Source organism: Pediococcus sp. EKM201D, assembly GCF_011800215.1.
GTDB lineage: Bacteria > Bacillota > Bacilli > Lactobacillales > Lactobacillaceae > Pediococcus > Pediococcus pentosaceus.
The window spans coordinates 54,808-80,377 of the sequence record NZ_JAALFK010000003.1 but is presented as its reverse complement, the minus strand read 5'-3'; the positions used below and the strand labels follow the sequence as shown (position 1 = coordinate 80,377).

Below are 25,570 nucleotides of genomic sequence, written 5' to 3'. Positions count from 1 at the left end.
ATTTATTTTTAATGTTTAGCTAATCAAATTTAATTGTATTTTTAAGTGAAGAATGGGAAATATTTTTGCTAAGTTGATGAACGTGTTAGAATCAATATATTATTAGGAGGACATGCCTTTGGATTCAATTAATGAAACACAAACAAAAATAGCAGCTCTAAGGATGGATCTCCGAGTTGGAAAAATATTTTCTTCTTTAGGAAAATCAGTTGGACTAATTATTGATTCGGCTTCACAAGATTTACCAGTTACTGAGGTAAAAGTCCCCCAAGATGAAGATGATGTAGTTGAATTACTTAAAATTATTAATGAACAGTTGGGGAAGGGAGACATGGACGAAATTAGTGATGATAACATTAATCTACTAATGGATCACCTAGGCTCTTTTAAAGCTCAAATCCGTGATGGTGGAGTTTTCACTCTTTTTGGTGATTTACTCCAATATGATATTTTAACTAAAAATCAAAAAATAATGATATTTGATCGTTTGATTAGTGACCAGATGCTCTTGTCGCATATTAATGAAACACAGAATGATGCGGCATATTTAAGAGCATACACACTAATTTTGTTAGCAACTCTTATCTACATTGATCGAGCTGGGACCACTTTTATTGATCCTAAACGTCGATCAAGATTGGTAAACCAAATTGTACTCTATACTATGCTAGAAAACGATACACGTGGATATGAAGACGGGCGAGGATGGATTCATGCCTATACACATTTGGGTAACGTTTTAGATGAGCTAGCAAGTGATGAAAAGTTAGTCCGAGCGGATAAAATTTTATTAATGTGTACAGTGATTGAAAAGATAAAAAGATTAAAAACACCGTTAATTTATGGAGAATCTATTCGTTTAGCGGTATACATTGCCGACCAGCTATATGAAGACGACGTATATCAGCAATTTTTATTGATTGAACTTCGCGAATGGCGTCGCTCTTTGGAAACAATTCAAATGAGAGAGTCCAGTGCTATGTGGAATGCTTTATTTAATCGTCAGCGTTTTTTGCAAGCTCTCGTTTTAAATCCGGATATGGCCAATTCAATTGTGGAATATTTGGAAGATTCCAATGATTTTACAGTATAATTTTTAACTTCTATTTCATCATTGAACTGATTTTATGATATACTGAAGGTTCAATAAACGTTTGATAATTGGCGGAGCAAACTCAAGGTTTGTAATTATCTTACATACGAGGTGGAAAAAATGAAAATTGCTGTACTTGCCGGTGGGAAAAGCACGGAAAGAAACGTGTCGCTTTCATCTGGTTCAAAGATCACCAATGCTTTGCGATCAAAAGGTTACGATGCAACGATGATTGATTTATTCTTGGGATATGAACTTGAGGATGGTCAAAGTTATGAAGACGTATTTAAGTCTAGTAATACCAGTACTGATTATGAAATCAGTGACGCAGTTTTAACAGAAGAAGATATTGAAGAACTTCGTACAGACGGTACGGTTGGATTGTTTGGGAAAAATGTTTTACCAATCCTCCAAGCTGCTGACTTTGTTTTTCTAGCGTTACATGGTGGTGATGGTGAGAACGGTAAAGTTCAAGCTGTTTTGGATCTTAATCATATTAAATATACAGGTAGTGGTTCACTAGCTTCAGGAATTGCCATGGATAAAGCAATTTCAAAAGAGATAATGTTGTATAACAACATTAAAACAGCCCAATTTGCTGTATTGCATGCAAAAGATGGTATTCATCCTCAATTAGCCTTTGACTATCCAATGGTTGTTAAGCCTAATAGTGGTGGTTCAAGTATTGGTACTAGAATTGTACATGATGAAGCCGAACTAGCTGAATCATTAAAGGATGCCTATCGTTTTGATGATGAAATTATTGTCGAAGAATTTATCACTGGACGTGAATTTTCACTAGGGGTGGTAAATGGTCAAGCAATGCCAGCAATTGAAATTGTGGTAAATGATGGTTGGTACGATTATGAACATAAATTTCAAACGGGTTCAACGACTAAATTCGTTACTCCTCCAGAAATCGAAGATGATGTTCATGATGAAATGAAAAGGGTAGCTGTTCAAACAATGGATGCCTTGGGCATGACTAACTATGGACGCGTTGATTTTCTAACTAACGACACAGGCGTATATGTAATCGAAGCCAATAACCTTCCAGGAATGACACCTCTATCGTTATTACCACAAGAAGCAGAAGCAGCTGGTATTAGTTATGAGGACCTTTGTGAAAGTATCGTATTAGGCAAGCAAAAGCTTTACGATGAATTAAAAAAATAAATTTAAAATCCCTCTTTAGAGTAATTAAACCCTAAGGAGGGATTTTTTATGAAATTAAAATGTACGTGGTCAACTAAGAATGCAATTTTAGAAAACTATCATGATAAGATATGGGGAAAGCCATGTTTTAGTGACCAAGAACTCTTTAAATGTCTGGCAATTCAAATTTTCCAATCGGGGTTAGATTTACGAACGGTTTTGACGAAATTGGAAGCATTAAATGAAATGTTTGACGAGTTTAAAGTTCAAACTGTTGCTGGCTATGATCAGTCTAAATTAGAAGCGTTGATGGCATGTCCATTAATCATTAGAAACCGACGAAAAATTAAAGCAGTTATCCATAACGCAGATGTGATCTTAAAAATGTCTCAAACGGGGATGTCTTTTAATGATTTTATCTGGTCAAAAGTAGATTTTGTTCCTATGGATTTAGAACCCAAAAATAATGCTAAGATGATGTTTGATTTACCAATTGCTAGAAGGGTGTGTAAGGACATGCAAGAGCTGGGATTTCAGTTTGTGGGGCCTACTAACATTAGCTTCTTTTTACAAGCAAGTGGAATAATTAATACACACTGGGTAAATTGTAGTTATCGTTAAAATGGCGTAAATAAAAAGTACGGCGATTTAATTTTTTTAAACTAAATTACTGTACTTTATTTTTATTATTTATTTTCTAAGTCTGTGCGAACAACCAAAACATCACAAATGGCGGTACGGGTTACGTATTCGGTAACGGAACCGATTAATAAACGTTCAACAGCGTTTAATCCAGTAGCACCAATCATGATTAAATCTGTATGAAGTTCTTTAGGGACATCTTGAGAGATTACTACCTTTGGTGAACCGTACTCAATGGAATAAGCAACATTTTCTAATCCATCATTGTGTGCCTCTTGGATATAGCGGTCTAAAGATTTTTTAGCTGTATCTGTGACTTGGTCGACCATGGCGGTATCGAAACTCGAAATATTTTGGAAAGCACGAGTATCTATAACGTGGAGTAAATGCAATTCTGCACCATCGTTACGCTTAGCGACGGCAACTGCTTTTCTAAAGGCTAGCTCTGCTTCTTTGGAACCATCAACTGGAACAAGAATATGTTTATACTGTTGTGTCATAACATAACCACTCCTATCTATTTACCCTCATTGTACGTTAAAAATGAGAAAATAAAAAGGAATTTGCTATAAAAATTTTAATAAAAATAGCAAAGTTCCAGTGGTAGAAAAAATTCCTAAAACTAAAGCAATTAAAATTAGAACAGTATTTCCAGTTATTCCTAACAGTAGAGTAATAATACTAATGCCTATTAATATTTTTCCAACTACATTTAAACTTTGGCTGAGTAATTTATTAGTAGAAGGTTTAAATAGCATAAAATCCGTGGAACGGTGGGTATAGAGGTAATAACCGATATAAAAGATAATAATTGCAAAAATGAACATAAAGAGCTGAATTAGCATAAATAAATCCTACTTTCTTAATATATAAAAAAACCCCACCGGAGTGGGGCAAAGAACTTTTAGTAGCGTTCATATCGGCCAGTATCTAACCCTAGTAACTAGGTGGGTGCACATACCCAAACAGCATGTTTCCTTATACAAGGCATACAATTCACTTGAGATCCGTGCTCCCGATTAGATGTTTGTTGGAAGAATATGAAACCGATAATTCCGAATACCTAAGAACTTCATAATTATCTTACTATACTTTTTGTAGAAAATACAATGTTAATGATTAGAACGTTGTGATTTCTTTAGACTTTCGTACCGATTTTTAATTTTCTCTTCATAGGTACTATTACCTTTGGCATCAAAATAGGCAGCATCAACCAATTTGTCTGGTAGATATTGCTGAGCTATCCAGTCATTAGGATAATTGTGAGGGTATTTGTAATCTACCCCACGACCTAAAGCAGCTGCACCTTTGTAATGAGAATCGCGTAGATGGTCTGGGACTTCACCAATCTTTCCAGTACGTACATCGGTTAAGGCATTATCGATTGCGCTAATGCCTGAATTGGATTTAGGAGAGACACAAAGTTCAATCACGGCGTCAGCCAAAGGAATTCGAGCTTCAGGCAGTCCGACGTGTTCAGCGGCCGTGACGGCAGAAACTGTCCGTTGACAAGCTGGGGGGTTAGCCAAACCGATATCTTCATAAGCAATGATTAACAGTCGACGGATAACACTTTGCAAGTCGCCACTTTCCAAAAGTCGTGCCATATAATGGAGAGCCGCATCTGTATCACTACCGCGAATCGATTTTTGAAAGGCAGAAATTACATCGTAATGAGCATCCCCATCCTTATCTTGGGTGAGAGCTCTTTTTTGCAGACATTCTTCTAGAATAGCTAGTGTTAAGTGAATTTTTTGATTTTCGTCAGGACCAGTTGAACGCGCAGCCAGTTCAACTGCATTTAAGGCGCTACGCAAATCACCATTAGTGGACTCAGATACAAATTTTAAAGCATCTTCATCAATTACGATGGGTAATTCACCTAAGCCACGGGAGGAATCCTTAATCGCAGCAAGGACGGCTTTTTTAATTTCATCCGGTTGAAGTGGTTTAACTTCAAAAATTTGAGTTCTACTACGGATTGCCGGATTGATATTGATATAAGGATTTTCAGTTGTTGCACCGATTAAAATGATATTGCCATTTTCTAAATGGGGGAGGAGGAAATCCTGCTTAGTTTTATCTAAACGATGGATTTCATCTAGTAGCAGAATTACAGTTCCACTCATTTTGGCTTCTTCAGCCACAATTTGAAGATCTTTTTTAGAATCGGTGGCAGCGTTCAAAATTCGAAAAGCATATTTAGTTGAGCCTGAAATAGCACTGGCAATACTAGTTTTACCAGTTCCAGGAGGGCCGTATAAAATCATGGATGATAAAAGTTTGGCTTTAACCATGCGGTCGATAATTTTTCCAGGACCGACCAAATGCTGTTGACCAACAATTTCTTCGATAGTTCGTGGGCGCATACGAAACGCTAATGGTTGCATTTTTTCTCCTAAAATAAAAATTTAAAGTAAATAAAAAAACGGCCAAGGCCGTTTTTAATATGATTATAGCTTGTTGTAGTATTCAACGATAAGTGAATCGTCAATATCTGCTTCAAGTTCATCACGTTGTGGAAGACGAACAAGAGAACCTTCCAACTTGTCAGCATCAAACTGAACAAATTGTGGACGACCAACAACAGCTTCAACAGCTTCGCTGATAATCTTAAGATCTTTTGATTTTTCACGAACGCCAATAACTTGGCCGATTTCTACTTCGTATGAAGGAATATCAACACGCTTGCCATCAACAGTGATGTGACCATGATTTACCAATTGACGAGCTTGACGACGAGTAGTTGCCAAACCTAAACGGTAAACCATGTTGTCCAAACGACGTTCAAGTAAAACCATAAAGTTTGTACCAGGAAGACCTTCGCGGATCTTACCAGCGCGAACAAATAGGTTTGAGAATTGACGTTCTGTTAAACCGTACATCATACGTAACTTTTGCTTTTCGCGAAGTTGCATACCGTATTCAGAAATCTTACGACGGTTATTTTGACCATGATCACCAGGAGCGTAAGGACGGCGAGCCAATTCCTTACCTGTACCTGTTAATGAAATACCAAGACGACGTGAAACTTTCCAGCTTGGGCCTGTATATCTAGACATAAAAATATCCTCCAATAAATTGTTTTTGTTGGAGTAAAATAAACAAATGTGGGTTTAGTATTCGTGCAGATTGCTTTGCAAGGTTCACCTTTGCAGCCGCTGAGGTTACTAGTTGACCTGAAAAACAGGCAACAATCTGTTGACGAGCTTACCGCCCACCGCTGCATTATTTTACACTCCTACTAGTTTAACGCACTCAAAACAGAACTGTCAATGTGTTTAACTAATGCGTCTCTGAATTTAATCAGAGTGGCTTCATCATCTTCACTAAAACGATTGAGAATCGGTGAGTCAATGTCTAAAACACCTAATAATTGGTTACCCACCATTAAAGGTAAGACAATTTCTGAGTTTGATGCACTATCACAAGCAATGTGTCCAGGAAATTCATGCACATTTTCCACACGGAGGACTTTATTTTCTTTAAAGGCAGTTCCACAAACTCCCGAACCGTTTTTGATGTGCATACAAGCCACATTTCCTTGGAAGGGTCCCAGGACCAATTCATCTTTTTTTGAATCAAAAAGATAAAAACCACACCAGTTTACATCTTTGGTTTCGCTATACAACAAAGCTGAAGCATTTGAAAGATTGGCAATTAAGTTGGTTTCATTAAACAAAAGTGCATCAATCTGTTCGACAATAATTGAGTTAATCGGTTCTGACATTGTAGTCACTTCCTATATAATGTTTAATTAATAAAAAATCCCTAGTTTAACAAACTAATGGGTATGATATAATTAATTAGGTAAATTCTAAATTGAAGAAAGTTAAAAGGCAAGTTTTTTATCAATTGAATTGAGTGAAGTTAAGAAGGATGGGATTTTAGTTATGATCATGGTATTGATTGCAATCATAGTGGTAGCAATTCTAGTTTATTTAGGAATTGTTTCATATCAACGTTATTTACTTAAACAAATCGATGAATTATTAGATCGAAAAGCAGACATCAGTGAATCACCGGTGCGTCAAAAACTAATGGAAGTTTCCTCCATGAATCTAACTGGATCATCGGCTATTGGGTTAGATAACATTCGAAATGACTACCAGGAAATTATTGATCATCGATTACCAGAAATTGAAGACATTGCTAACCATTCGAAACAAGATGTCAATGATATGAAGATTTTCGAAGCGCGTAAGGATGTTACGACGGTTAGTGAATCTTTAGATGCAATTGACGAAGAAACGCGACGTCTTAACGATCAGTTGGATAATATTAAACGTACGGATCAAGAACAACGAGATGCGGTTAAGGTCTTACGCATGAAGTATGAAGAAATTAGAAAAACACTTCTAGCTAAGAACCTAACGCTTGGTCCAAGCATTGATTTATTAGAAGAAAAATTAGCTCGTTTAGATGATGAATTTGAAATGTTCAGTGGAACCGTAGAAGCTGGAGATCATGAAAAGGCTGAAGGCCAACTCCAAAAACTTCGAACAAGTACAGAACAATTAGAAGCACAAATTCAAAACGTTCCACCTTTATATGAAGAACTAACTAATGTATTTCCAGAGCAAATTGCTGAAATCAAAGATGGCTACGATCAATTGATTAATCATAACTATGCCTTTGAAGATGATATCGTTGATGACGAGCTGGGTGCTATTAAAGCTAAGATTTCAGATAATCTTGAAACCCTTGGTAACTTACGTTTAGATGCTGTACGTGATAACAATAAGTCAATTGAAATTAGAATTGACGATTTATACAGTATCTTACAAACTGAGATTGATGCACGTAAGTCAGTTGAGCATAATTTTGATGTAATTACTCGCTTCTTAGATCACGCTGAAAAACAGAATAAAGTTTTGTTAGCAGAAGTGGAACGCATGGATCAAAGTTATGTTTTGAGTGATGATCAGTTGGTATTAGGTCAAAACTTAGATGCTGAATTAAATGAAATTCGTAATGAACATGATCGTGATACAGAACAAATTACTAACCAACCGGTTGTTTACTCAGAAATTGTGGAACGTTTAAAAGCTGAAAATGACCAACTTTCTGAGATTGAAGATCAACAAGCTAAATTAAATGATGAACTTCAAAGCCTTGTAGATAGTGAAAAAGATGCCCGTGCAAGAATGCAACAATATGACGGTGAACTCCATAACATCAAACGTCACGTTGAAAGTCTTAACCTTCCAGGTATTCCAGAAGGATACATGGATTACTTCTTTGTGGTTAGTGATGAGATTGAAAAAGTTGGGAGCGATATGAATCAAGTTCGAGTTAATATAGACAAAATTAACCGAGAACTTGATATGGTAAGTACGGATATTCAAACTCTTACTAAGAAGACCACTGATCTGACAGACGATGCCGCTATCAGTGAGTTAGCAATTCAATACGCTAATCGTTATCGTCATACCGATCAAGATATCGAAGATGCTATTTTACGAGCTCAAAAGCTTTTTGATACGGACCATCGTTACAATGAAAGTTTAACTGTAATTACAAAAGCACTAGAAGAAGTTGAACCAGGTGCAGTGGATAATATCACAGACAATTACTACCAACAAAAACGAACTGAATATTAGAAAATAAAATGCTATCGTACTTAGTGCGATGGCATTTTACTTTGAAGATCTAAATATTTAGATTACTTTAATTTTGTAAGTATATTTTTCTGTTATAATTATTAGGGTTTACGGAAATATATAATGGAGAAATGAGTAAATGATTTATTTTGATAATAGTGCAACAACTAAAGTTGATAAGAACGTTTTAGAGACCTACCAAAAGGTCAGTAATAAGATTTGGGGTAACCCTTCTAGTTTGCATGATATGGGCGAAATGTCGTTCAATTTATTGGAGCAGTCTAGAAAACAAATTGCTAGTTTGTTAAATGTTAAACCTCACGAAATATTTTTTACAAGTGGTGGAACGGAAGGCGACAACTGGGTAATTAAAGGGACAGCGATGGAAAAACGGATGTATGGAAAGCATCTAATTACGACGGCTGTCGAACATCCTGCCGTAAAAAATTCTATGGAACAGTTAGCACAATTAGGATTTGATATTACCTATCTTCCCGTTGATGATGAGGGTCGAATTAACATTCAAGATTTAAAAGATGCCATTCGCCCGGATACGATTCTGGTTTCGATTATGGCAATTAATAATGAAATTGGAACAATTCAACCACTTTTAAAAGCAGCAGAAGTTTTAAAGGACTATCCAAAAGTACATTTTCATATCGATGCTGTTCAAGGAATTGGTAAAGGGATTCAAGCTGCAATCATGAATGATCGTGTTGATTTTGTAACCTTCTCTGGCCATAAATTTCATGCTCCTCGAGGGGTGGGTTTTATTTATGCGCGCGAAGGTAGGCGAATTGCACCATTGTTAACTGGTGGTGGACAGGAAAAGAATTTACGGAGTGGAACGGAGAACTTACCTGCGATTGCTGGGATGGCTAAGGCACTGCGTTTACTACTTGATGGCGAAGATCAAAAGGTAGCTTTACAAGAATCAATTAAAGAGAAAATTTATAATCACGTAACTAAGTTTGAAAAAGTGGTTGCTTTTTCTAAAATTCAAGCTAACTTTGCTCCGCATATTTTGTGTTTTGCAATTAAAGGGGTGCGTGGAGAAACGATTGTTCATGCGTTTGAATCACATGGAATTTACATTTCGACCACTAGTGCTTGTTCTTCTAAAAAACAGCAAGCTTCAAGTACTTTAACGGCAATGAAGATTGACTCAACCATTTCAACGAGTGCCGTCCGAGTTAGCTTAGATAGTGCTAATTCTTTGGAAGAAGCTGATGAATTTAATCGAATTTTTGACCAATTATATCAAGACTTTTCAAAAATAAATAAAAATAGCTAGGAGTTTATATGAAATATACGGAAATAATGGTTCGCTACGGTGAACTATCAACTAAAGGTAAAAACCGCAAAGATTTTATTGCTCGTTTGGGAGGAAATATACGTAAAAGTCTTAAGGACTTTGAAGACGTTGAAATTCATCCTAATCGTGATCGTACACATGTAACCTTAAATGGTACAGACAGTGATGCAGTCATTAACAGACTTAAAAAAGTTTTTGGGATTCAAAATTTTTCGCCAATGTTAAAAGTTGAGAAAACAATGGAAGCTGTCCAAGCTGGTGCTCTAGAAATGATGAAGGAGCAATTAAAGCCGGGAATGACCTTTAAAATTAATACACGTCGTTCTGATAAAGAATTTGCTATTAATACAGATACCATGAATCGGGAACTTGGTGGATTTATACTAGATAACTTCCCAGATAATGATGTAAAAATGAAAAATCCAGACATTACCTTACGTGTTGAAATTCGATCTAATGGAATTTTCTTAACTAGTGAAGTAATTAATGGGGCAGGTGGCTTACCGGTTGGAACTGCTGGTAAGGGAATGATGATGCTTTCTGGTGGAATTGATTCTCCTGTGGCAGGTTATTTGGGGATGAAACGTGGCGTAGAGATGGAAATGGTGCATTTTTTCAGTCCGCCATATACTAGCGAACAAGCTCTAGCTAAGGCTAAGGAATTAAGTGGAAAATTAGCTGCATATTCTGGAAGTGTTCAATTTATCCAAGTTCCATTTACAGAAATTCAAGAAACTATTAAAGAAAAATGTCCAGAGGGGTATTTGATGACGATTCAACGTCGAATGATGTTGCGCCTAGTAGTTGCCCTAGCTAAACAACGTGGTGGACTAGCAATCTTTAATGGAGAATCTCTAGGACAAGTAGCTTCGCAAACAATGGAAAGCATGTTAGCTATTAATGACGTAACTACTATGCCGATTATTCGTCCGGTAGTTTCAATGGATAAAAATGAAATTATTGACATAGCTAAGGATATCGACACTTATGACTTATCAATTATGCCATTCGAAGATTGTTGTACGATTTTTGCTCCACCATCACCTAAAACACATCCAGATCTCGAAAAGACGCGTTACTTTGAGAAGAGAATTGACGTTGAAGGATTATTGGAACGTTCTTTAGCAGGCGTAAAAATTACTAACATTCGTGCTGAAGAAAACTTTATGAATCAAAATGAAGAAGTTTTTGCTGAATTATTGTAAAGGATTTGTATATTGATTGAAATCAGTGAGTGTTTGAGATAAGGTTAACGTAATTTAAATAAAGGAGCGTACAATTATGGAAGTATTACGCGGTGGAGAAAAAGTTGAACTCGTTGGAAATCCTCCAATGATTGGAGAACAATTACCCAAATTTAAAGTTTTTACTGGCGACGGTGAAAAAGTTAAGACACGCGATTTACTGGGTAAACCACTTTTAATTAGTGTTGTTCCAGATTTAAATACGCCGGTTTGCAGCATGCAAACTAAAAAATTTAACCAAGAAACTGACCAATACTCAGATATTCGATTTGTAACCATTTCTAACAATATGCCTAAAGACCAAGTAGCTTGGTGCGCAAATGAAGGCGTTAAGAACATGGAAGTATTGTCAGATCATGAGCTATCATTTGGTTATGAGATGAATCTATATATTCCGAATGCTGGTTATCTAGCTCGTAGTATCTTCATTGTTGATGCTGATGGCAAAATTATTTATCGTGAAATTGTACCAGAAATTCATGACGAACCTGACTATCAAGCTGCACTTGATTTTATCAATAAAATGTAAAAACATAATTGACGAACGGACAATTATTCTTTATTATTTATTCTGAAGGTTATGACTAAGAGGAGAGCTGCAAAACTTTTTTCAGAGAATAGACATTTTTGCTGAGAGTCTTAAAAAGTTGGAGTTCGGGTTGCTTATGAGCCAATTTTCTAGATTTAATTCTAGAAAATCGAACAAATTGTTCGTTATCAATGTTAAAGAGGGGCATAATACGCCCAATTTAGGTGGTACCGCGAAGCATCTTCGTCCTATGAGTTAGGACGGGGTGCTTTTTATTTGGAAAGGAAAGTGGGATTTTAATGACTAAAGACGTAGATATGTCGACAAAGTACGACCCCCAAAGCGTTGAACATGGACGCTACCAAAAATGGGTCGAACAAGGACAATTTAAACCTAATGGAGATCAAAAGGCTAAGCCTTATTCAATCGTTATTCCGCCTCCCAATGTAACTGGAAAATTACATTTGGGACATGCCTGGGATACGACACTACAAGATATGTTGATCCGCCAAAAACGAATGCTAGGATATGATACTGTTTGGATTCCTGGAATGGATCATGCTGGAATTGCTACTCAAGCTAAAGTAGAAGCCAAGCTACGAGAGCAAGGTGTTTCCCGTTATGACTTAGGCCGTGAAAAGTTCGTTGACCAAGTTTGGGAATGGAAAGATGAATATGCTGATACAATTCATCAACAGTGGGCTAAGATGGGTCTTTCTCTTGATTATGACCGTGAACGTTTTACTTTAGATGAAGGTCTTTCTAAAGCTGTCAAGAAAGTCTTTGTGACCCTTTATGAAAAAGGCTTAATTTATCGTGGTGAATACATTATCAACTGGGATCCACAAGCTCGTACTGCCTTATCCGATATTGAAGTGGAACATCAAGATGACCAAGGTGCTTTTTATCATGTTAAGTACTTCTTTGCAGATGAAGGGTTTGAATTTAACGGTAAAAACTATATCGAAATTGCAACTACTCGTCCGGAAACTATGTTTGGGGATGTTGCTATTGCTGTACACCCTAGTGATGAACGTTATAAAGATATCGTTGGTAAGGAAGTCATTCTTCCGCTCCAAGGACGTCATTTGCCAATCATTGCTGACCAATATGTTGACCCAGAATTTGGGACAGGGATGGTAAAAATTACACCAGCTCATGACCCTAATGATTTCCAAGTCGGTAATCGTCATGATTTGAAGCGCATCAATACGATGAATGAAGATGCTTCAATGAATGAAAATGCTGGTAAGTACGAAGGTATGGATCGCTTTGAAGCTCGGAAAGCCATGGTTAAAGATCTTGAAGAACAAGATTACATGATTAAGATTGATCCAATTGTTCATAGTGTGGGCCATTCTGAACGGACGGGTGTGCAAGTCGAATCTCGATTATCTACCCAGTGGTTTGTTAAGATGGATAAGTTAGCCCAAATGGCGCTGGATAACCAAAAAACAGACGATAAGGTTAACTTTATTCCTGAACGTTTTGAACATACCTTTAACCAATGGATGGAGAATGCTCATGATTGGGTTATTTCACGTCAATTGTGGTGGGGACATCAAATCCCTGCTTGGTATAACAAGCAAACTGGAGAAGTTTACGTGGGCGAAGAAGCACCTCAAGATGTTGAAAATTGGGAACAAGACCCCGATGTTTTGGATACTTGGTTCTCAAGTGCTTTATGGCCATTTACAACAATGGGTTGGCCTGATGAGAATTCAGCAGATTTTAAACGTTATTTCCCAACTAGTACATTAGTTACTGGATATGACATTATCTTCTTCTGGGTTGCTAGAATGATTTTCCAAAGTCTAGAATTCACTGGCAAACGTCCGTTTAAAGATGTGTTACTTCACGGTTTAATTCGTGACGAGCAAGGACGCAAGATGAGTAAATCCTTGGGTAATGGGATTGATCCAATGGACGTAATTGATAAGTATGGTGCCGATGCGCTTCGTTGGTTCTTATCCAATGGTTCAACTGCTGGACAAGATTTACGCTTTAGTTACGATAAGATGGATTCGGCATGGAACTTTATCAATAAGATTTGGAATGCTAGCCGTTATGTAATTATGAATTTGGATCAAGTTGAACAGCCAAAACTTCCAGAATTAAGCCAATTAACATTAGCTGATAAATGGATTTTGAGTCGTTTGAATAAAACGGTTGAACAAGTTACGCACTTCTTTGACGTTTATGATTTTGGTGAAGCTGGTCGGGCAATGTACACCTTTATTTGGGATGATTTCTGTGACTGGTATATCGAAATGAGTAAAGAAATTTTGAACGGTGAAGATGAACAAGCTAAGGTTAATACTCAAAATGTATTGGCATACGTTCTTGATCAAACACTTCGTTTGTTGCACCCAGTGATGCCATTTGTTACTGAAAAAATTTGGCTCTCCATGCCACATGATGGTCAATCATTAGTGAATGCAGAATATCCGGTTGTACATGCTGAACTAGAAAATCAAGATGCTGAAGCGGGAATGGATCACTTAATTGGATTGATTAAGGCGGTTCGTAACATTCGTTCAGAAGCTGGGGCCCCAATGTCTAGTCCGGTTGATCTTTTGATTAAGACTGATAGTACAAAACTAATGCAACTCTTTAATGAAAATCGCGATTATATTGATCGTTTCTGTCATCCAGCTAATTTTGAATTAGGGGCAGATGTAGAGGCACCAAAACTTTCAATGTCAGCGGTAATTACGGACGGAGAAATTTACATTCCACTAGCTGAATTAGTAAACTTGGAAGATGAAATTGCGCGTCTGGAAAAAGAAGAAGCTAAGTACGAGCAAGAAGTAAACCGTGTGGTTAAAAAATTACAAAATGAACGTTTTGTAAGCAATGCTCCTGAAGAAGTTGTTGCAGCTGAACGTGCAAAACAAACGGATTACGAAGGTAAATTAGAAGCAACTAAACGTCGTCTTGCAGATATTAAATCTGAAAGCAAGTAGCTAACGTTTAAATTAACATTAAAGAACTGCAAACAAAAAGTGATTTTTGATGCGGTTCTTTTTTGCTAGAAGGGGGCTCAGTGATGGATTATAAAACGGCTTTGAAATTTATACACGGGCGGCCGCGGTTACGAAAAGAGCCGACCGTAAAAAGAATGACTGCCTTTCTAGATCAGTTAGGGAATCCACAAGATGCAATTCAAGGAATTCATGTTGCAGGGACCAATGGTAAAGGTTCGACCATTGCTTTTTTGGCCAAAATGATGGAGACTACTGGACAACGAGTAGGGACATTTACTTCGCCTTATTTAGAACGCTTCAATGAGCGGATTGCAGTAAATGGAATCCCTATCCGTGACGATGAGATTCTAACGTTAGTGGAAGAAATCAAACCAATCGTAGACGAGTTAGATCAAACTCCCTTAGGTGGACCATTAGAATTCGAAATTGTCACAGCCATGATGTTTTTGTATTTTAAAAAACACCCCGTGGATATAGTTTTGATTGAAGTAGGTATTGGAGGAAGGTATGATTCTACAAATGTCTTCACCCCGATTGCTAGTGTAATAACGAATATTGGTTGGGATCATATGCAAATTCTGGGTGATACATTACCTAAAATTGCTTTTCAAAAAGCAGGCATTATTAAAACTAATGTTCCAGTAATCACTGGAACTGAAGATCAGGCTGCGCTACGAGTGATTGAAGAGGAAGCTAAAAAGTTACATGCACCGCTAAAAATTTTGAAACGTGATTTTAAAATTGATTCCAAGGAAAATTTTTTCAGCAATACGTTCGCTCAAATCGAACATATCCACAGTGGCTTACTGGGTTTATATCAAGTAAATAATTTAGCAGTTGCTCTAGAAACTATGTTAGTAGTTAGTCGTCAATTAAATTGGAAGATTAACTATGATCAATTACGACAAGCAGTCCAACATACTCAATGGGCTGGCCGAATGGAAATTATTCAAAAACGGCCTAAAATTATTTTAGATGGGGCCCATAATTTACCAGGAATCCAAGCATTAAAAAAATCGATTCAAGCGTATTGGCCAGAACAAAAAGTTTTTATTTTAGCAGCTATTTTAGATGACAAAAGATTTGAGGCAATGTTGACCGAGTTAGTTGATTTAAAACAAGTAGAGTTAACGTTAACTAGATTTAATGGGCCAATCAAGCGTGCTGCTGTAGACTGGTCAGAACTGCACGATCCGATTCGAAAAGATATTAATTATCAAGCGAATTGGCAGTTGGCTTTAAAAGAAATTCTGCGTCAGGCTAAACCTAGCGACGTAATTATTATTACCGGATCCTTGTATTTTATTTCTGAGGTACGCCCGCAGCTAATTAAATAAAGCCGGCTGAATTTCCGTATGTATTTATTAGAGGTGATGTATATGGAAATTCAAGATGAAGCGAAAGCAAAATTAAAAAAAGTCGGTGCTGAAAATTTAAGTAACGAAGAACTTGTTCGAGCTTTTTTGGATAGTTTTGGACAAAGTCAAAAAATTAACCAGCTAACTAATCATTTTTGGGATACAATTGGAGACATAGCTGGTTACGGCTTACTAAGTCAAAATGAAAAAAGAAAAATTTTTAAAAATATTCCAGATGCTACTGTAGCTTTGGAGGCGGGTATTGAATTGGGACGTCGAATTCAAAAACAACCAATCCATTTACTGGGAAAGGTACTAGGAAGCGCTCAGTTGGGACAAATGATGGTTTCAAGATTTCAAAAGGAACCGCAAGAACACCTGTTGGTATTATGTTTGGATACTAAAAATCAAATTAAACGCGAAATTGTTGTTTTTAAGGGTGGCCTTAACTCGGCAGAAGTTCATCCTCGAGAAATTATGGTGGAAGTATTGCGGGTTAGTGCAAATAGTTTTGTTTTAATCCACAATCATCCAAGCGGTAATATAGAGCCTTCAACCAATGATTTAGCCTTCACCAAGAAAATGAAAAAAGTCGGCGATTTAATGGGTATTCGCCTAATTGATCACTTAATTGTAGGAGATCAAAGTTACTGGAGTGCAGCAGAAAAAAGATTTATTTAATGATTGATAAACATTTAGGTTATTGCCTAGTTTATAATCTTTATATGTTATAATTTATGAAGTCATTTTAATGAGATAAGTTAAGGGGTTCAGGGCTCATGCATAAGTTTTTTTCTAATCGAAAATTAGTTATAACAGTGATTTGTGCAATTATCGCGGTAGGTTTAATTGCAGGTTCACTTACATTGAAAAAGAAAGATAAGACGCCTGTTATTCAAAAAGTCGGTAACGACGTTTTTGGTACAGTTAGTCGTGTGATTGCATTGCCGATTCATGGTGTACAAACAATGACCACTGATATTAACAACTTTGTTTCGACCTACGAAGAAAACGCACGTTTGAGAAAAGGGATTGAAAAAAATGATTCAATCAACGCCGAAAATAAAAGCTTAAAGGCTGAGAACAAAGAATTAAAGAAATTAGTTGGCCTAAAAGAAACCATGTCGGACTATTCACTAACAGCAGCAACCGTTTTAACCCGTTCACCAAGTTCATGGCAAGATTTAATTACGGTAAACAAAGGAACGGCTAATGGGATAAAGAAAAATCAACCCGTCTTAGCCGGTAACGGATTAGTTGGTCGGGTAGTAGAAGCTGATTATACGGTAAGTAAAGTTGAATTGATTAGTGATAATAATGAATCCGCTAATCGCTTTGCTATTCAGGTTCAAGCAACTGATGGAGAATATATTAACGGTATTATTACTGGCTACGATAAAAAGACTAACCAGATTATTATGGGACAAATTACGGATAAAAAGACGGTTAAAGTTGGAACTCCGGTAACAACATCAGGTCTTGGAGGAGTTACTCCAAAAGGACTGTATGTCGGAAAAGTTGCTAAAATTTCAAAAGATGATTATGGGTTAGCTAGCGAAATTCGAATCGAACCAGCAGCTAAATTAAGCAATGTTAACAACGTTTATATTGCTAAGTTAGATTAGGGTGAAAGCATGTTACAATCTGCAAAATTAAAATATATTTTTCCTATCGTTTTATTGATTGCTTTTTTTCTAGATGGTTCATTAAATCAAATTTTTTCGTCAACTTTATTTCAATATCCATATTCGATGATTTGTAATCTAACGTTGATGTGGTTTGTAATGGCGATCTTTTTTGAAGGAGAATCTCAAATTAATTTCACATTGTGGTCATTTGTTATTGGGATTATATTTGATTGGTATTATACTGGAGTTTTTGGCGTGGATACTTTTATTATTCCAATCGTAGTGATGTTTATTCGTGGAATTCGACCTTTTGTTAAAACAACATTCTTGATAGTGTTGGGGATGGATATGTTTGCGATGGCGATGTATAACATCTTATTTTTCATCGTTTTTCAAATGATTAAGATGGCGAATGTGACTACCACATTTTTCATCGGATATTCGTTTTTACCAACCATTATTCTCAATTTATCAATTTTTGTAATTCTATATTACCCAATTAAAACCGTATTTAGAAGAACACGGGGAACCAATTCAAGAAGTTTTATGTAATAAGGACTTGAAAGTTTTAAATATAATTGATATTATTTGTATACTTTAGCAATGATCAGAAAAGTAGTTTATGTAATCTTCGTTAAGCGAGCCGTGGACAGTGGAAGCATGGTCAAGACCATAAATGAAACACATCTGTAAGTTGATAACTTGAACAATTAATTAGAGTTATCCGGTAATTCCGTTATCATTTAAGTTAATTAACTTTCTGAGGTTGGTTGCGTGAGCAATTAACAAACTTGAGGTGGAACCGCGATTGAACTCGTCCTCTTAGGCTTTTGGCCTAAGAGGATTTTTTTATGGACTGGGTGGTGTGCTACTAAAGAAGGTTAACTAACTTTCTGAGGTTATTTATGTGAGTAAATAACGAATCAGGGGTGGAACCACGATTAACTCGTCCTCTTAGGCTTTTTAACGCCTAAGAGGATTTTTTATTTATTGAAAAGGGGAATAGCGATGTTTAACATTAATTATATTTCAGAAATCATACCATCTTTGTTAAGTGGGGCATCAATGACATTACAGGTTTTCTGTTGGACAATTGTGGGGTCATTAATTCTAGGTGTTTTTCTAGCGTTGGGGTTAGTATCAAAATTTAAACCATTCCAAGCAATTATAAGTGCGTATGTGTGGTTAATGCGTGGTACTCCATTACTTTTGCAATTAATTTTTATTTTTTACGGATTACCAACTGTGGGAATTGTATTTCCACGCTACGAAGCTGCTTTACTAGCTTTTATCCTAAACTATGCAGCCTATTTTGCAGAAATTTTTCGGGGAGGATTACAATCCGTTGATAAAGGTCAATATGAGGCGGGACGGGTACTTCAGATGACCTATTGGCAAACAACTAAGAAAGTAATTTTGCCTCAGGTCGCTAAAATTGTTCTCCCATCAATCGGAAATGAAGTTATCAACCTTGTTAAAGATTCGTCATTAGTTTATGTGATTGGAATTGGTGACTTACTACGTGCAGGAAATGTAGCAGCGGCTCGTGATGTGACTTTGGTTCCATTTATCTTAGTCGGTATTATGTACCTAATATTGACAGGGATATGTACATTCCTGTTACGTAAAGTCGAAAAACACTATTCATACTTTAAATAGGGAGGGATTAGGTTATGTTAGAGCTTAAAAATGTTGTTAAAAGTTTCAACGGTAAAACTATTATCAATAATTTGAACTTAAAAATTCAAGATGGGAAAATATTAACTATTGTTGGTCCTTCAGGAGCGGGTAAAACAACCCTTTTACGTTGTATTAGCGGGTTAGAAAAAATTGATTCAGGTGAATTTCTTTTAGATGGGCAACCGTTTGATCCATATGAAAGTCGAGACAATGAAAGTGTAATCGGAGTTGTTTTTCAAGATTTTCAATTATTTCCTAACTTATCAGTAATCGATAACATCACGCTGGCTCCAATCAATGTTTTACATCAAAAAGAAACGGAAGCTAAAGAACGCGTGCAAAACATTATTGAACGCCTTGATTTAACTAAATTTGTAGAACAATATCCATATCAACTATCCGGTGGGCAAAAACAGCGAGTAGCGATTGCAAGAGCGTTAGCGATGAACCCTAGTATTCTTTGCTACGATGAACCAACTTCAGCGTTAGATCCTGAACTTCGAAATGAAGTTAGTAAATTAATCTTAGACTTGAAGGAAAATGGTATTACACAAGTAATTATTACGCATGATATTGAATTTGCAGATAAAGTTGCTGATGATACTTTAACAGTGAAGCCGGTGGATTAAATGAAAAAAGAATTGAAATTATTTCTTGTGATGGCTTTGGGACTATTAATTATTCCAGTTCTAGGAGGTTGTGGCAATTCAAAGAAAACCACGAGGGCCGAACCTAGTAGTTGGGAAACTATTCAAAAAAATAAAAAAGTCGTAATTGGCTTAGATGATAGTTTTGTACCAATGGGATTTCGAGAAAAAAATGGGCAGCTTGCTGGATACGATATTGATTTAGCTAGAGCAGTTTTTAGACAATATGGAATTAAAGTTGATTTTCAAACAATTGATTGGTCAATGAACGTAACTGAATTGCGCAATCAAACGATTGATTTGATTTGGAATGGATTAACAATCACTGATGAACGTCAAAAAGCGTTGACGCTAAGTGAGCCTTATCTAACTAATCAACAAATTATAGTAGTAAAGAAAAGTAGCGGGATTACCAAGTTAGCAGATCTGAAAAATAAAAGTGTTGGTGCACAAAGTGGGTCATCGGGGGCACAAGATATTGATGACCATCCCCAAATTTTAAAGAATCGGATTAAAAACCACGACCCTATTTTGTATGATAGTTTCAATAACGCGTTTATTGATTTGAATGCTAACCGTATCCAAGGGTTACTAATTGATAGTGTGTATGCTAATTACTATATTAAGCATATGTCGAATTCAAGTGATTATCGGATTATAAAGAGTAATATGCCCAGTGAACAATTTGCAGTTGGAATTAAAAAAGGCAACACTGAAGTTAAACAAAAAATTGATCAGGGAATTAATCAATTAAGGGCCGATGGAGAATTAAAACGTATCAATCAAAAGTGGTTTGGAAAATAATCTGAACCTTAAGACCGAAAATTTAGTTATTTTCGGTCTTTTTGATACACTGGAGAAAAGAATGGCGGAGGAAGATCATTTTGGTTCTTATTGAGATTGTTTTTTATCTAATCAATATTATCATCGCGTTAACGATCGCATTAATGGAAAAGCGAGATATTTCTGCAGCATGGGCTTGGTTATTTGTAATGCTATTGCTTCCTGGAATTGGGTTTATAATTTATCTATTTTTTGGCTGGAAGTTAAATCAAAGGCAAATATTTGATTTGAAAGCTCAAAAAAGACTCGGAATTAGCGATATGGCTGAATATCAAAAGCGTAATCCTAAAAACAAACCGACCCTGGATACCAATCTTGAAAATGACTTGGTTCAGATGTTTTTAAACACGGATAATGCAATTTTAACGACTAAAAATGATTTAAAGATTTTTACAGATGGTCATGAAAAATTTAACAGCTTGTTTGAAGATTTAAAAAAGGCTAAACATCATATCAATATCGAATATTTTACAATCTATGATGATCAGTTAGGCAAAAAATTACGTAAAATTTTGGTTCAAAAAGCGCGTGAAGGTGTCCAAGTAAGGGTGTTGTACGATTTATTTGGATCAAAAGGATCCAAGCAAAAATTTTTTAAAGAATTAATTCAGGCTGGTGGCGAAGTCACGCCATTTATGAAATCTAAACTAGGCTATTATAGTTTTAGAATTAATTTTCGAAATCATCGAAAAATTGTGGTGATTGATGGATCGGTTGGATACATTGGTGGTTTTAACATTGGTGACCAATATTTAGGACGTAATAAGCGCTTTGGAAACTGGCGTGATACGCACTTAAGGTTAGAGGGTTCCGTGGTATTGCAATTGCAAAGTCGTTTTTTCATGGATTGGAATGCATCTGCTAAGCGTCAAAAAGTTCAATTTAGCTTAGATTATTTTCCACAAAGTAACGTTCAAAATAATATTCCAATGCAGATTGTTAGTAGTGGACCTGAGAATGATGTTCAAAAAATCAAACAGGGTTATATTAAAATGATTATGGGGGCTAAACATTCCATTTGGATTGAAACGCCATACTTTATCCCTGATGATGCCTTAATGGAAGCTTTGTTAATCGCTATTCGTTCAGGCATCGAAGTGCGGATTGTAATTCCACAAATGCCTGATCATCCCTTCGTCTACCGGGCTACAGAGTATTATGTACAACAATTGTTAAAAGCTGGCGCGCGTATCTATTCATATCAAAATGGGTTCATGCATGCTAAGACGATTGTGGTCGATAATATGATTACAAGTGTAGGTTCAGCAAATTGGGATATTCGTTCTTTTAAATTAAATTTTGAAGCAAATGCATTTATGTATGATCCTAAAGTGGCTGAACAAATAATCGCTACAATTAAAAATGATTTAAAGGATGCGCGTGAATTGGATGAAGAATATTTCAAGCAACAATCTTCGTGGAAAAAATTCCGTCAATTGGCTAGTCGTTTGATTTCACCAATTCTTTAATTAACATTGAAAAGTGTGCGAAATTTCGCTAACATTAATCGCATGTGAAAAAGTAGGAGGCATCATATTGGATGTTCAAAATCAGTCTGGGATTCAGACTTTAGTTTTACCAAGTAAAAAATTTAAAACTGTGCGCATTGACGTACATTTTTTGAAATACGCAACGATTAAAGATTTAGCCCAACGCTCTTTAATTGCTAATATTTTAGATACAAGTACTAAAAAGTATCCAGATCAAGTTCGGTTTACGCATGCTCTATCGGAAATGTTCGGCGCTAGCTTTGGTGGAGGTGCTGCTAAAAAAGGTAATATGCATGATGTAGCTTTCTCAATGGTAGTTGCCAATGATAAATATATTAAGCACCAAAACTTAATTCAAGATGCGATTCGCTTTTTGAATGAAGTGATTGTTCATCCACTAGCAGATGGTAAGCAATTTGATGAAGAAACATTCCAACGTCAAAAGCAAAATATGTTAAATTATGTTAAATCGGCAACAGAAGATAAGCAGTATTGGTCCGCGCAACAATTACGTAAACTAACTTTCGGTCAGACCGTGGTACAAGGTATTCCAAGCTATGGATTAGTAGAAGATTTAGAGAACCTAAAAAATGCAGAAACCTACCGAGCTTATTTGGATATGCTTAAAAATGATTTAGTGCATATTAGTGTTTCAGGGGACGTCAATCAAGAAGAGATTGAGGAAGATTTAAAGATTTTTGAATTAGATGAACGCCAATTTGATTTAAAACCTTTAATTACACATTTCGATGCACGGGAGAAAGCTATCGTTAAGGCTGAACATCAAGATGTACGCCAAGCACGCTTAAACTTATCTTTCAATATTCCGGCTGATATGACTGGAGAGAACTTTTTTACGGCAGTCGTATTTAATGCTTTATTCGGCGGATCACCACAATCTAAGTTGTTTGTTAACGTGCGCGAAAAAGCCAGCTTGGCCTACTATGCTAGTTCGAGTTTAGATTTATATGACGGAATCTTAAATATCCAGACAGGTATTAATGGCGGGAACCATGATGCTGCAATGCAAATTATTCAACAACAACTCCAAGACATGCAAAATGGGCTCTTTACTGAAAGCGAACTTGCTAACATTAAAAAAGGACTACAATCAGATTATCTTTCGGGGATGGACTTGCAAAGAACCGCACATCGGCGTGGATTAAATGATTATCTGTTAAATCGACATTGGTCGACGGAAGAGTGGCTAACCCAGATTAATGCAGTGTCTAAAAAGGATATTGAACAATTAGCTCAGCAAATTAAAATTCGAGCTGAATATTTCTTGAGTGGAGAATAATTTGAATGAATAAAAAAGTATATCAAGCGTTCAATGAATGCTTATTTTCAACCGTTCTTTCCAACGGTTTAAAAGTTAATATTTTACCCAAAACTGGATTTAAAAAAACATACGCCGTTTTAACTACTGATTTTGGATCAATGGATCGAGCATTCACTTTAGATGGTGAAAAAATTCAGATTCCCGCCGGCACGGCACACTTTTTAGAACATAAACTTTTTGAAAAGGCGGAATACGATGCATTTGAATTGTTCACTAATAACGGAGCAGATTCCAATGCATTTACAAGCTATACCAAGACTAGTTATCTATTTTCTTCAACGACTGGATTACAAGAGAATTTAGATATTTTGTTAGATTTTGTTCAACAGCCATATTTTTCGGAGAAGTCAGTTGCTAAAGAACAAGGAATTATTGGACAAGAAATTCAGATGTATAATGACGATTTTGATTGGCAATTATACATGGGAATTTTAAAGAATCTCTTCCCCAATCAATCCATTAGTGACGACATTGCCGGAACCGTGGAATCAATTGCTAAAATTACTCCGGAGTTGTTGTACAAAGTACATAAAGTGTTTTACCGTCCCGAAAATATGAATTTATTTGTTACTGGGAACCTAGATCCGGATCAGATCCTTCAATGGATTAAGGATAATCAGCAACGAAAAGAGTTTGCAAAAGTTAACTTTGAAATTCCTACTCCAGAATCCGATGATGATGAGATTATCGAAAATCGTGCATTATTGACTAAGGTTGAACGTCCTAAAGTTATGTTAGGAGTTAAAAATGCTAAAGCATTGCCTCAACCTGGTATTGAACGTCTAAGATTCATTATTACGCTTGATTTGGCGTTATATTTAATCTTAAGTTCATCTTCTAGATTATATTTAGAATTGTATGATGAAGGGCTTTTGGACGACACTTTTGGATACGATTTAAATAGTGAAAGAGAAGCCTTGTTCCTAACTTTGGGCGGTGACACCAACCATCCTACTGAATTGATACAAGCCTTAAAAGATATTTTGACAACTGTTTTAATGAAGTCGGATGCGCTCCTCAAAGATTTCGAGCTAGCTAAAAAAGAAATGTATGGAAGAAGTATTACTAGGATGAATTCTTTGGAAGCTATTGCTAATTCATTTGAAGGTGAAAACTATGGAAATACGACAATTTTTGATGAAGCAATGCTTTATCAAGATATCTCTTTAGACGAAGTAATTAATACTTTCGATACCTTTATGAAAAATGTTGTTATCAGTACGTTTAAAATGGATAGTGAGCAGGCGAAGAAATGAAATTTGCATTAATTTGTGGAGCAAGCGGCAATATCGGAACAGCGATTAGCAAAGATTTGGCTCAAAAGGGATGGTCACTTTACTTACATTATTATCAAAATGAGGCAACAACTAATCAATTAGCCAATGAGTTACGGGCAGAATATCCTCAGCAAGATTTTTTAACCATTCAAGCGAATTTCAGAAGCGAAGACGCTGCTCAAAAAATTAGCCAAAATATTTTTGGGTTGAATGCCGTGGTTTTTGCTCAAGGAACGACAATCTATCAATTGTTTGATTGTTTTAGTGCCCAACAGTTGGAAAATTTGTGGCAAGAACAGTTAAAAACACCCATGTTAGTTATTCAAAAGGTAATTAAAAAAATAAGCAACGCTGAAAATGGAAGAATTGTTTTTATTGGTTCAATCTATGGAGCAGTAGGCAGTTCAATGGAGGTACCTTATAGTGCTATTAAGGGGGGGATTAGTAGTTTTGTAAATGCCTACTCTAAAGAAGTTGCTTCACTAGGAGTTACTGTTAATGCTGTTGCACCAGGGGCAGTTGCCACTAAGATGAACGATGAATTTAATCAAACAGAAATTGAAGCAGTTAATGAAGAAATACCGGTGGGACGTTTCGGTGATCCAACAGAGATCAGTCATATAGTTCAATCAATTATGGATGAACGGGCCTCTTACCTAACTGGTCAAACGATTTATGTTGATGGTGGATGGAAAAAATAATGATATACTTATCTTTGATTTAGAAATAAGTTGGGC

General features: G+C 36.2%; 23 protein-coding genes and 2 other annotated features. Of the genes, 19 read left to right on the top strand and 4 right to left on the bottom strand.

Annotation, left to right across the window (positions count from 1 at the left end):
* Window positions 1-118 precede the first annotated feature (118 nt).
* The 3 genes from HFC68_RS05330 to HFC68_RS05320 all read left to right on the top strand — a co-directional run bounded on the left by HFC68_RS05330 (window position 119) and on the right by HFC68_RS05320 (window position 2,869).
* A complete protein-coding gene (locus tag HFC68_RS05330; protein WP_002833699.1) occupies window positions 119-1,093 on the top strand; it encodes a DUF2785 domain-containing protein in 975 nt (324 codons plus the stop codon).
* Between the two features lie 120 nt (window positions 1,094-1,213).
* A complete protein-coding gene (locus tag HFC68_RS05325; protein WP_002833700.1) occupies window positions 1,214-2,269 on the top strand; it encodes a D-alanine--D-alanine ligase in 1,056 nt (351 codons plus the stop codon).
* A gap of 48 nt (window positions 2,270-2,317) precedes the next feature.
* Entirely contained in the window at window positions 2,318-2,869 is a 552-nt protein-coding gene (locus HFC68_RS05320; RefSeq protein WP_011673600.1) for a DNA-3-methyladenine glycosylase I, read from the top strand.
* Window positions 2,870-2,934: 65 nt separating this feature from the next.
* Here the strand turns inward: HFC68_RS05320 and HFC68_RS05315 are convergent, their stop codons facing one another.
* The 4 genes from HFC68_RS05315 to HFC68_RS05300 form a co-directional block, all read right to left on the bottom strand.
* Window positions 2,935-3,390, bottom strand: a complete 456-nt coding sequence (locus tag HFC68_RS05315) for a universal stress protein (protein WP_002833702.1) — start codon at window positions 3,388-3,390, stop codon at window positions 2,935-2,937.
* 612 nt (window positions 3,391-4,002) lie between these two features.
* Entirely contained in the window at window positions 4,003-5,280 is a 1,278-nt protein-coding gene (locus HFC68_RS05310) for a replication-associated recombination protein A (RefSeq protein WP_011673598.1), read from the bottom strand.
* Between the two features lie 63 nt (window positions 5,281-5,343).
* On the bottom strand, window positions 5,344-5,952 hold the full coding sequence (gene rpsD, locus HFC68_RS05305; RefSeq protein ID WP_011673597.1) for a 30S ribosomal protein S4: 609 nt from the start codon (window positions 5,950-5,952) through the stop codon (window positions 5,344-5,346).
* Window positions 5,953-6,134: 182 nt separating this feature from the next.
* A complete protein-coding gene (locus HFC68_RS05300) occupies window positions 6,135-6,620 on the bottom strand; it encodes a GAF domain-containing protein (protein WP_002833706.1) in 486 nt (161 codons plus the stop codon).
* A 163-nt stretch (window positions 6,621-6,783) separates the two neighbouring features.
* On the opposite strand from HFC68_RS05300, the gene ezrA reads away from it, so the two are divergent.
* From ezrA to ymfI, 16 genes are all read left to right on the top strand, one after another.
* Window positions 6,784-8,493, top strand: a complete 1,710-nt coding sequence (gene ezrA / locus HFC68_RS05295; protein WP_002833707.1) for a septation ring formation regulator EzrA — start codon at window positions 6,784-6,786, stop codon at window positions 8,491-8,493.
* A gap of 139 nt (window positions 8,494-8,632) precedes the next feature.
* Window positions 8,633-9,787 carry a cysteine desulfurase family protein gene (locus HFC68_RS05290; RefSeq protein ID WP_002833708.1) on the top strand — a complete coding sequence of 385 codons (1,155 nt, stop codon included), beginning with the start codon at window positions 8,633-8,635 and terminating at the stop codon, window positions 9,785-9,787.
* A gap of 8 nt (window positions 9,788-9,795) precedes the next feature.
* Window positions 9,796-11,013 (top strand): tRNA uracil 4-sulfurtransferase ThiI, encoded by a 1,218-nt coding sequence (gene thiI / locus HFC68_RS05285; RefSeq protein ID WP_011673596.1) that lies wholly within the window; start codon window positions 9,796-9,798, stop codon window positions 11,011-11,013.
* 76 nt (window positions 11,014-11,089) lie between these two features.
* The gene (gene tpx / locus HFC68_RS05280) at window positions 11,090-11,581 is read left to right on the top strand and encodes a thiol peroxidase (protein ID WP_002833710.1); all 492 of its coding nucleotides are present in this window, start codon (window positions 11,090-11,092) and stop codon (window positions 11,579-11,581) included.
* A gap of 42 nt (window positions 11,582-11,623) precedes the next feature.
* Window positions 11,624-11,835 (top strand) — a binding site (T-box leader).
* 45 nt (window positions 11,836-11,880) lie between these two features.
* Window positions 11,881-14,547, top strand: a complete 2,667-nt coding sequence (locus HFC68_RS05275) for a valine--tRNA ligase (RefSeq protein WP_011673595.1) — start codon at window positions 11,881-11,883, stop codon at window positions 14,545-14,547.
* Window positions 14,548-14,630: 83 nt separating this feature from the next.
* Entirely contained in the window at window positions 14,631-15,905 is a 1,275-nt protein-coding gene (locus HFC68_RS05270) for a folylpolyglutamate synthase/dihydrofolate synthase family protein (RefSeq protein WP_011673594.1), read from the top strand.
* A 42-nt stretch (window positions 15,906-15,947) separates the two neighbouring features.
* On the top strand, window positions 15,948-16,607 hold the full coding sequence (locus HFC68_RS05265; RefSeq protein WP_011673593.1) for a RadC family protein: 660 nt from the start codon (window positions 15,948-15,950) through the stop codon (window positions 16,605-16,607).
* Window positions 16,608-16,705: 98 nt separating this feature from the next.
* Complete coding sequence (gene mreC, locus HFC68_RS05260) at window positions 16,706-17,551, top strand: rod shape-determining protein MreC (RefSeq protein ID WP_002833715.1); 846 nt, start codon at window positions 16,706-16,708, stop codon at window positions 17,549-17,551.
* A 9-nt stretch (window positions 17,552-17,560) separates the two neighbouring features.
* On the top strand, window positions 17,561-18,106 hold the full coding sequence (gene mreD, locus HFC68_RS05255; RefSeq protein ID WP_002833716.1) for a rod shape-determining protein MreD: 546 nt from the start codon (window positions 17,561-17,563) through the stop codon (window positions 18,104-18,106).
* A gap of 42 nt (window positions 18,107-18,148) precedes the next feature.
* Window positions 18,149-18,379, top strand: a binding site (T-box leader).
* A gap of 183 nt (window positions 18,380-18,562) precedes the next feature.
* The gene (locus HFC68_RS05250; protein ID WP_002833717.1) at window positions 18,563-19,213 is read left to right on the top strand and encodes an amino acid ABC transporter permease; all 651 of its coding nucleotides are present in this window, start codon (window positions 18,563-18,565) and stop codon (window positions 19,211-19,213) included.
* A 14-nt stretch (window positions 19,214-19,227) separates the two neighbouring features.
* Window positions 19,228-19,863, top strand: a complete 636-nt coding sequence (locus tag HFC68_RS05245) for an amino acid ABC transporter ATP-binding protein (protein WP_002833718.1) — start codon at window positions 19,228-19,230, stop codon at window positions 19,861-19,863.
* Entirely contained in the window at window positions 19,864-20,685 is an 822-nt protein-coding gene (locus HFC68_RS05240; RefSeq protein WP_011673592.1) for an amino acid ABC transporter substrate-binding protein, read from the top strand.
* Between the two features lie 80 nt (window positions 20,686-20,765).
* Window positions 20,766-22,193, top strand: a complete 1,428-nt coding sequence (gene cls, locus HFC68_RS05235) for a cardiolipin synthase (RefSeq protein WP_011673591.1) — start codon at window positions 20,766-20,768, stop codon at window positions 22,191-22,193.
* A 67-nt stretch (window positions 22,194-22,260) separates the two neighbouring features.
* A complete protein-coding gene (gene yfmF / locus HFC68_RS05230; RefSeq protein WP_011673590.1) occupies window positions 22,261-23,514 on the top strand; it encodes an EF-P 5-aminopentanol modification-associated protein YfmF in 1,254 nt (417 codons plus the stop codon).
* Between the two features lie 5 nt (window positions 23,515-23,519).
* Complete coding sequence (yfmH, locus tag HFC68_RS05225; RefSeq protein WP_011673589.1) at window positions 23,520-24,812, top strand: EF-P 5-aminopentanol modification-associated protein YfmH; 1,293 nt, start codon at window positions 23,520-23,522, stop codon at window positions 24,810-24,812.
* Window positions 24,809-25,534, top strand: a complete 726-nt coding sequence (ymfI, locus tag HFC68_RS05220; protein WP_011673588.1) for an elongation factor P 5-aminopentanone reductase — start codon at window positions 24,809-24,811, stop codon at window positions 25,532-25,534. Before yfmH ends, ymfI begins: the two co-directional genes overlap by 4 nt.
* Window positions 25,535-25,570 lie beyond the last annotated feature (36 nt).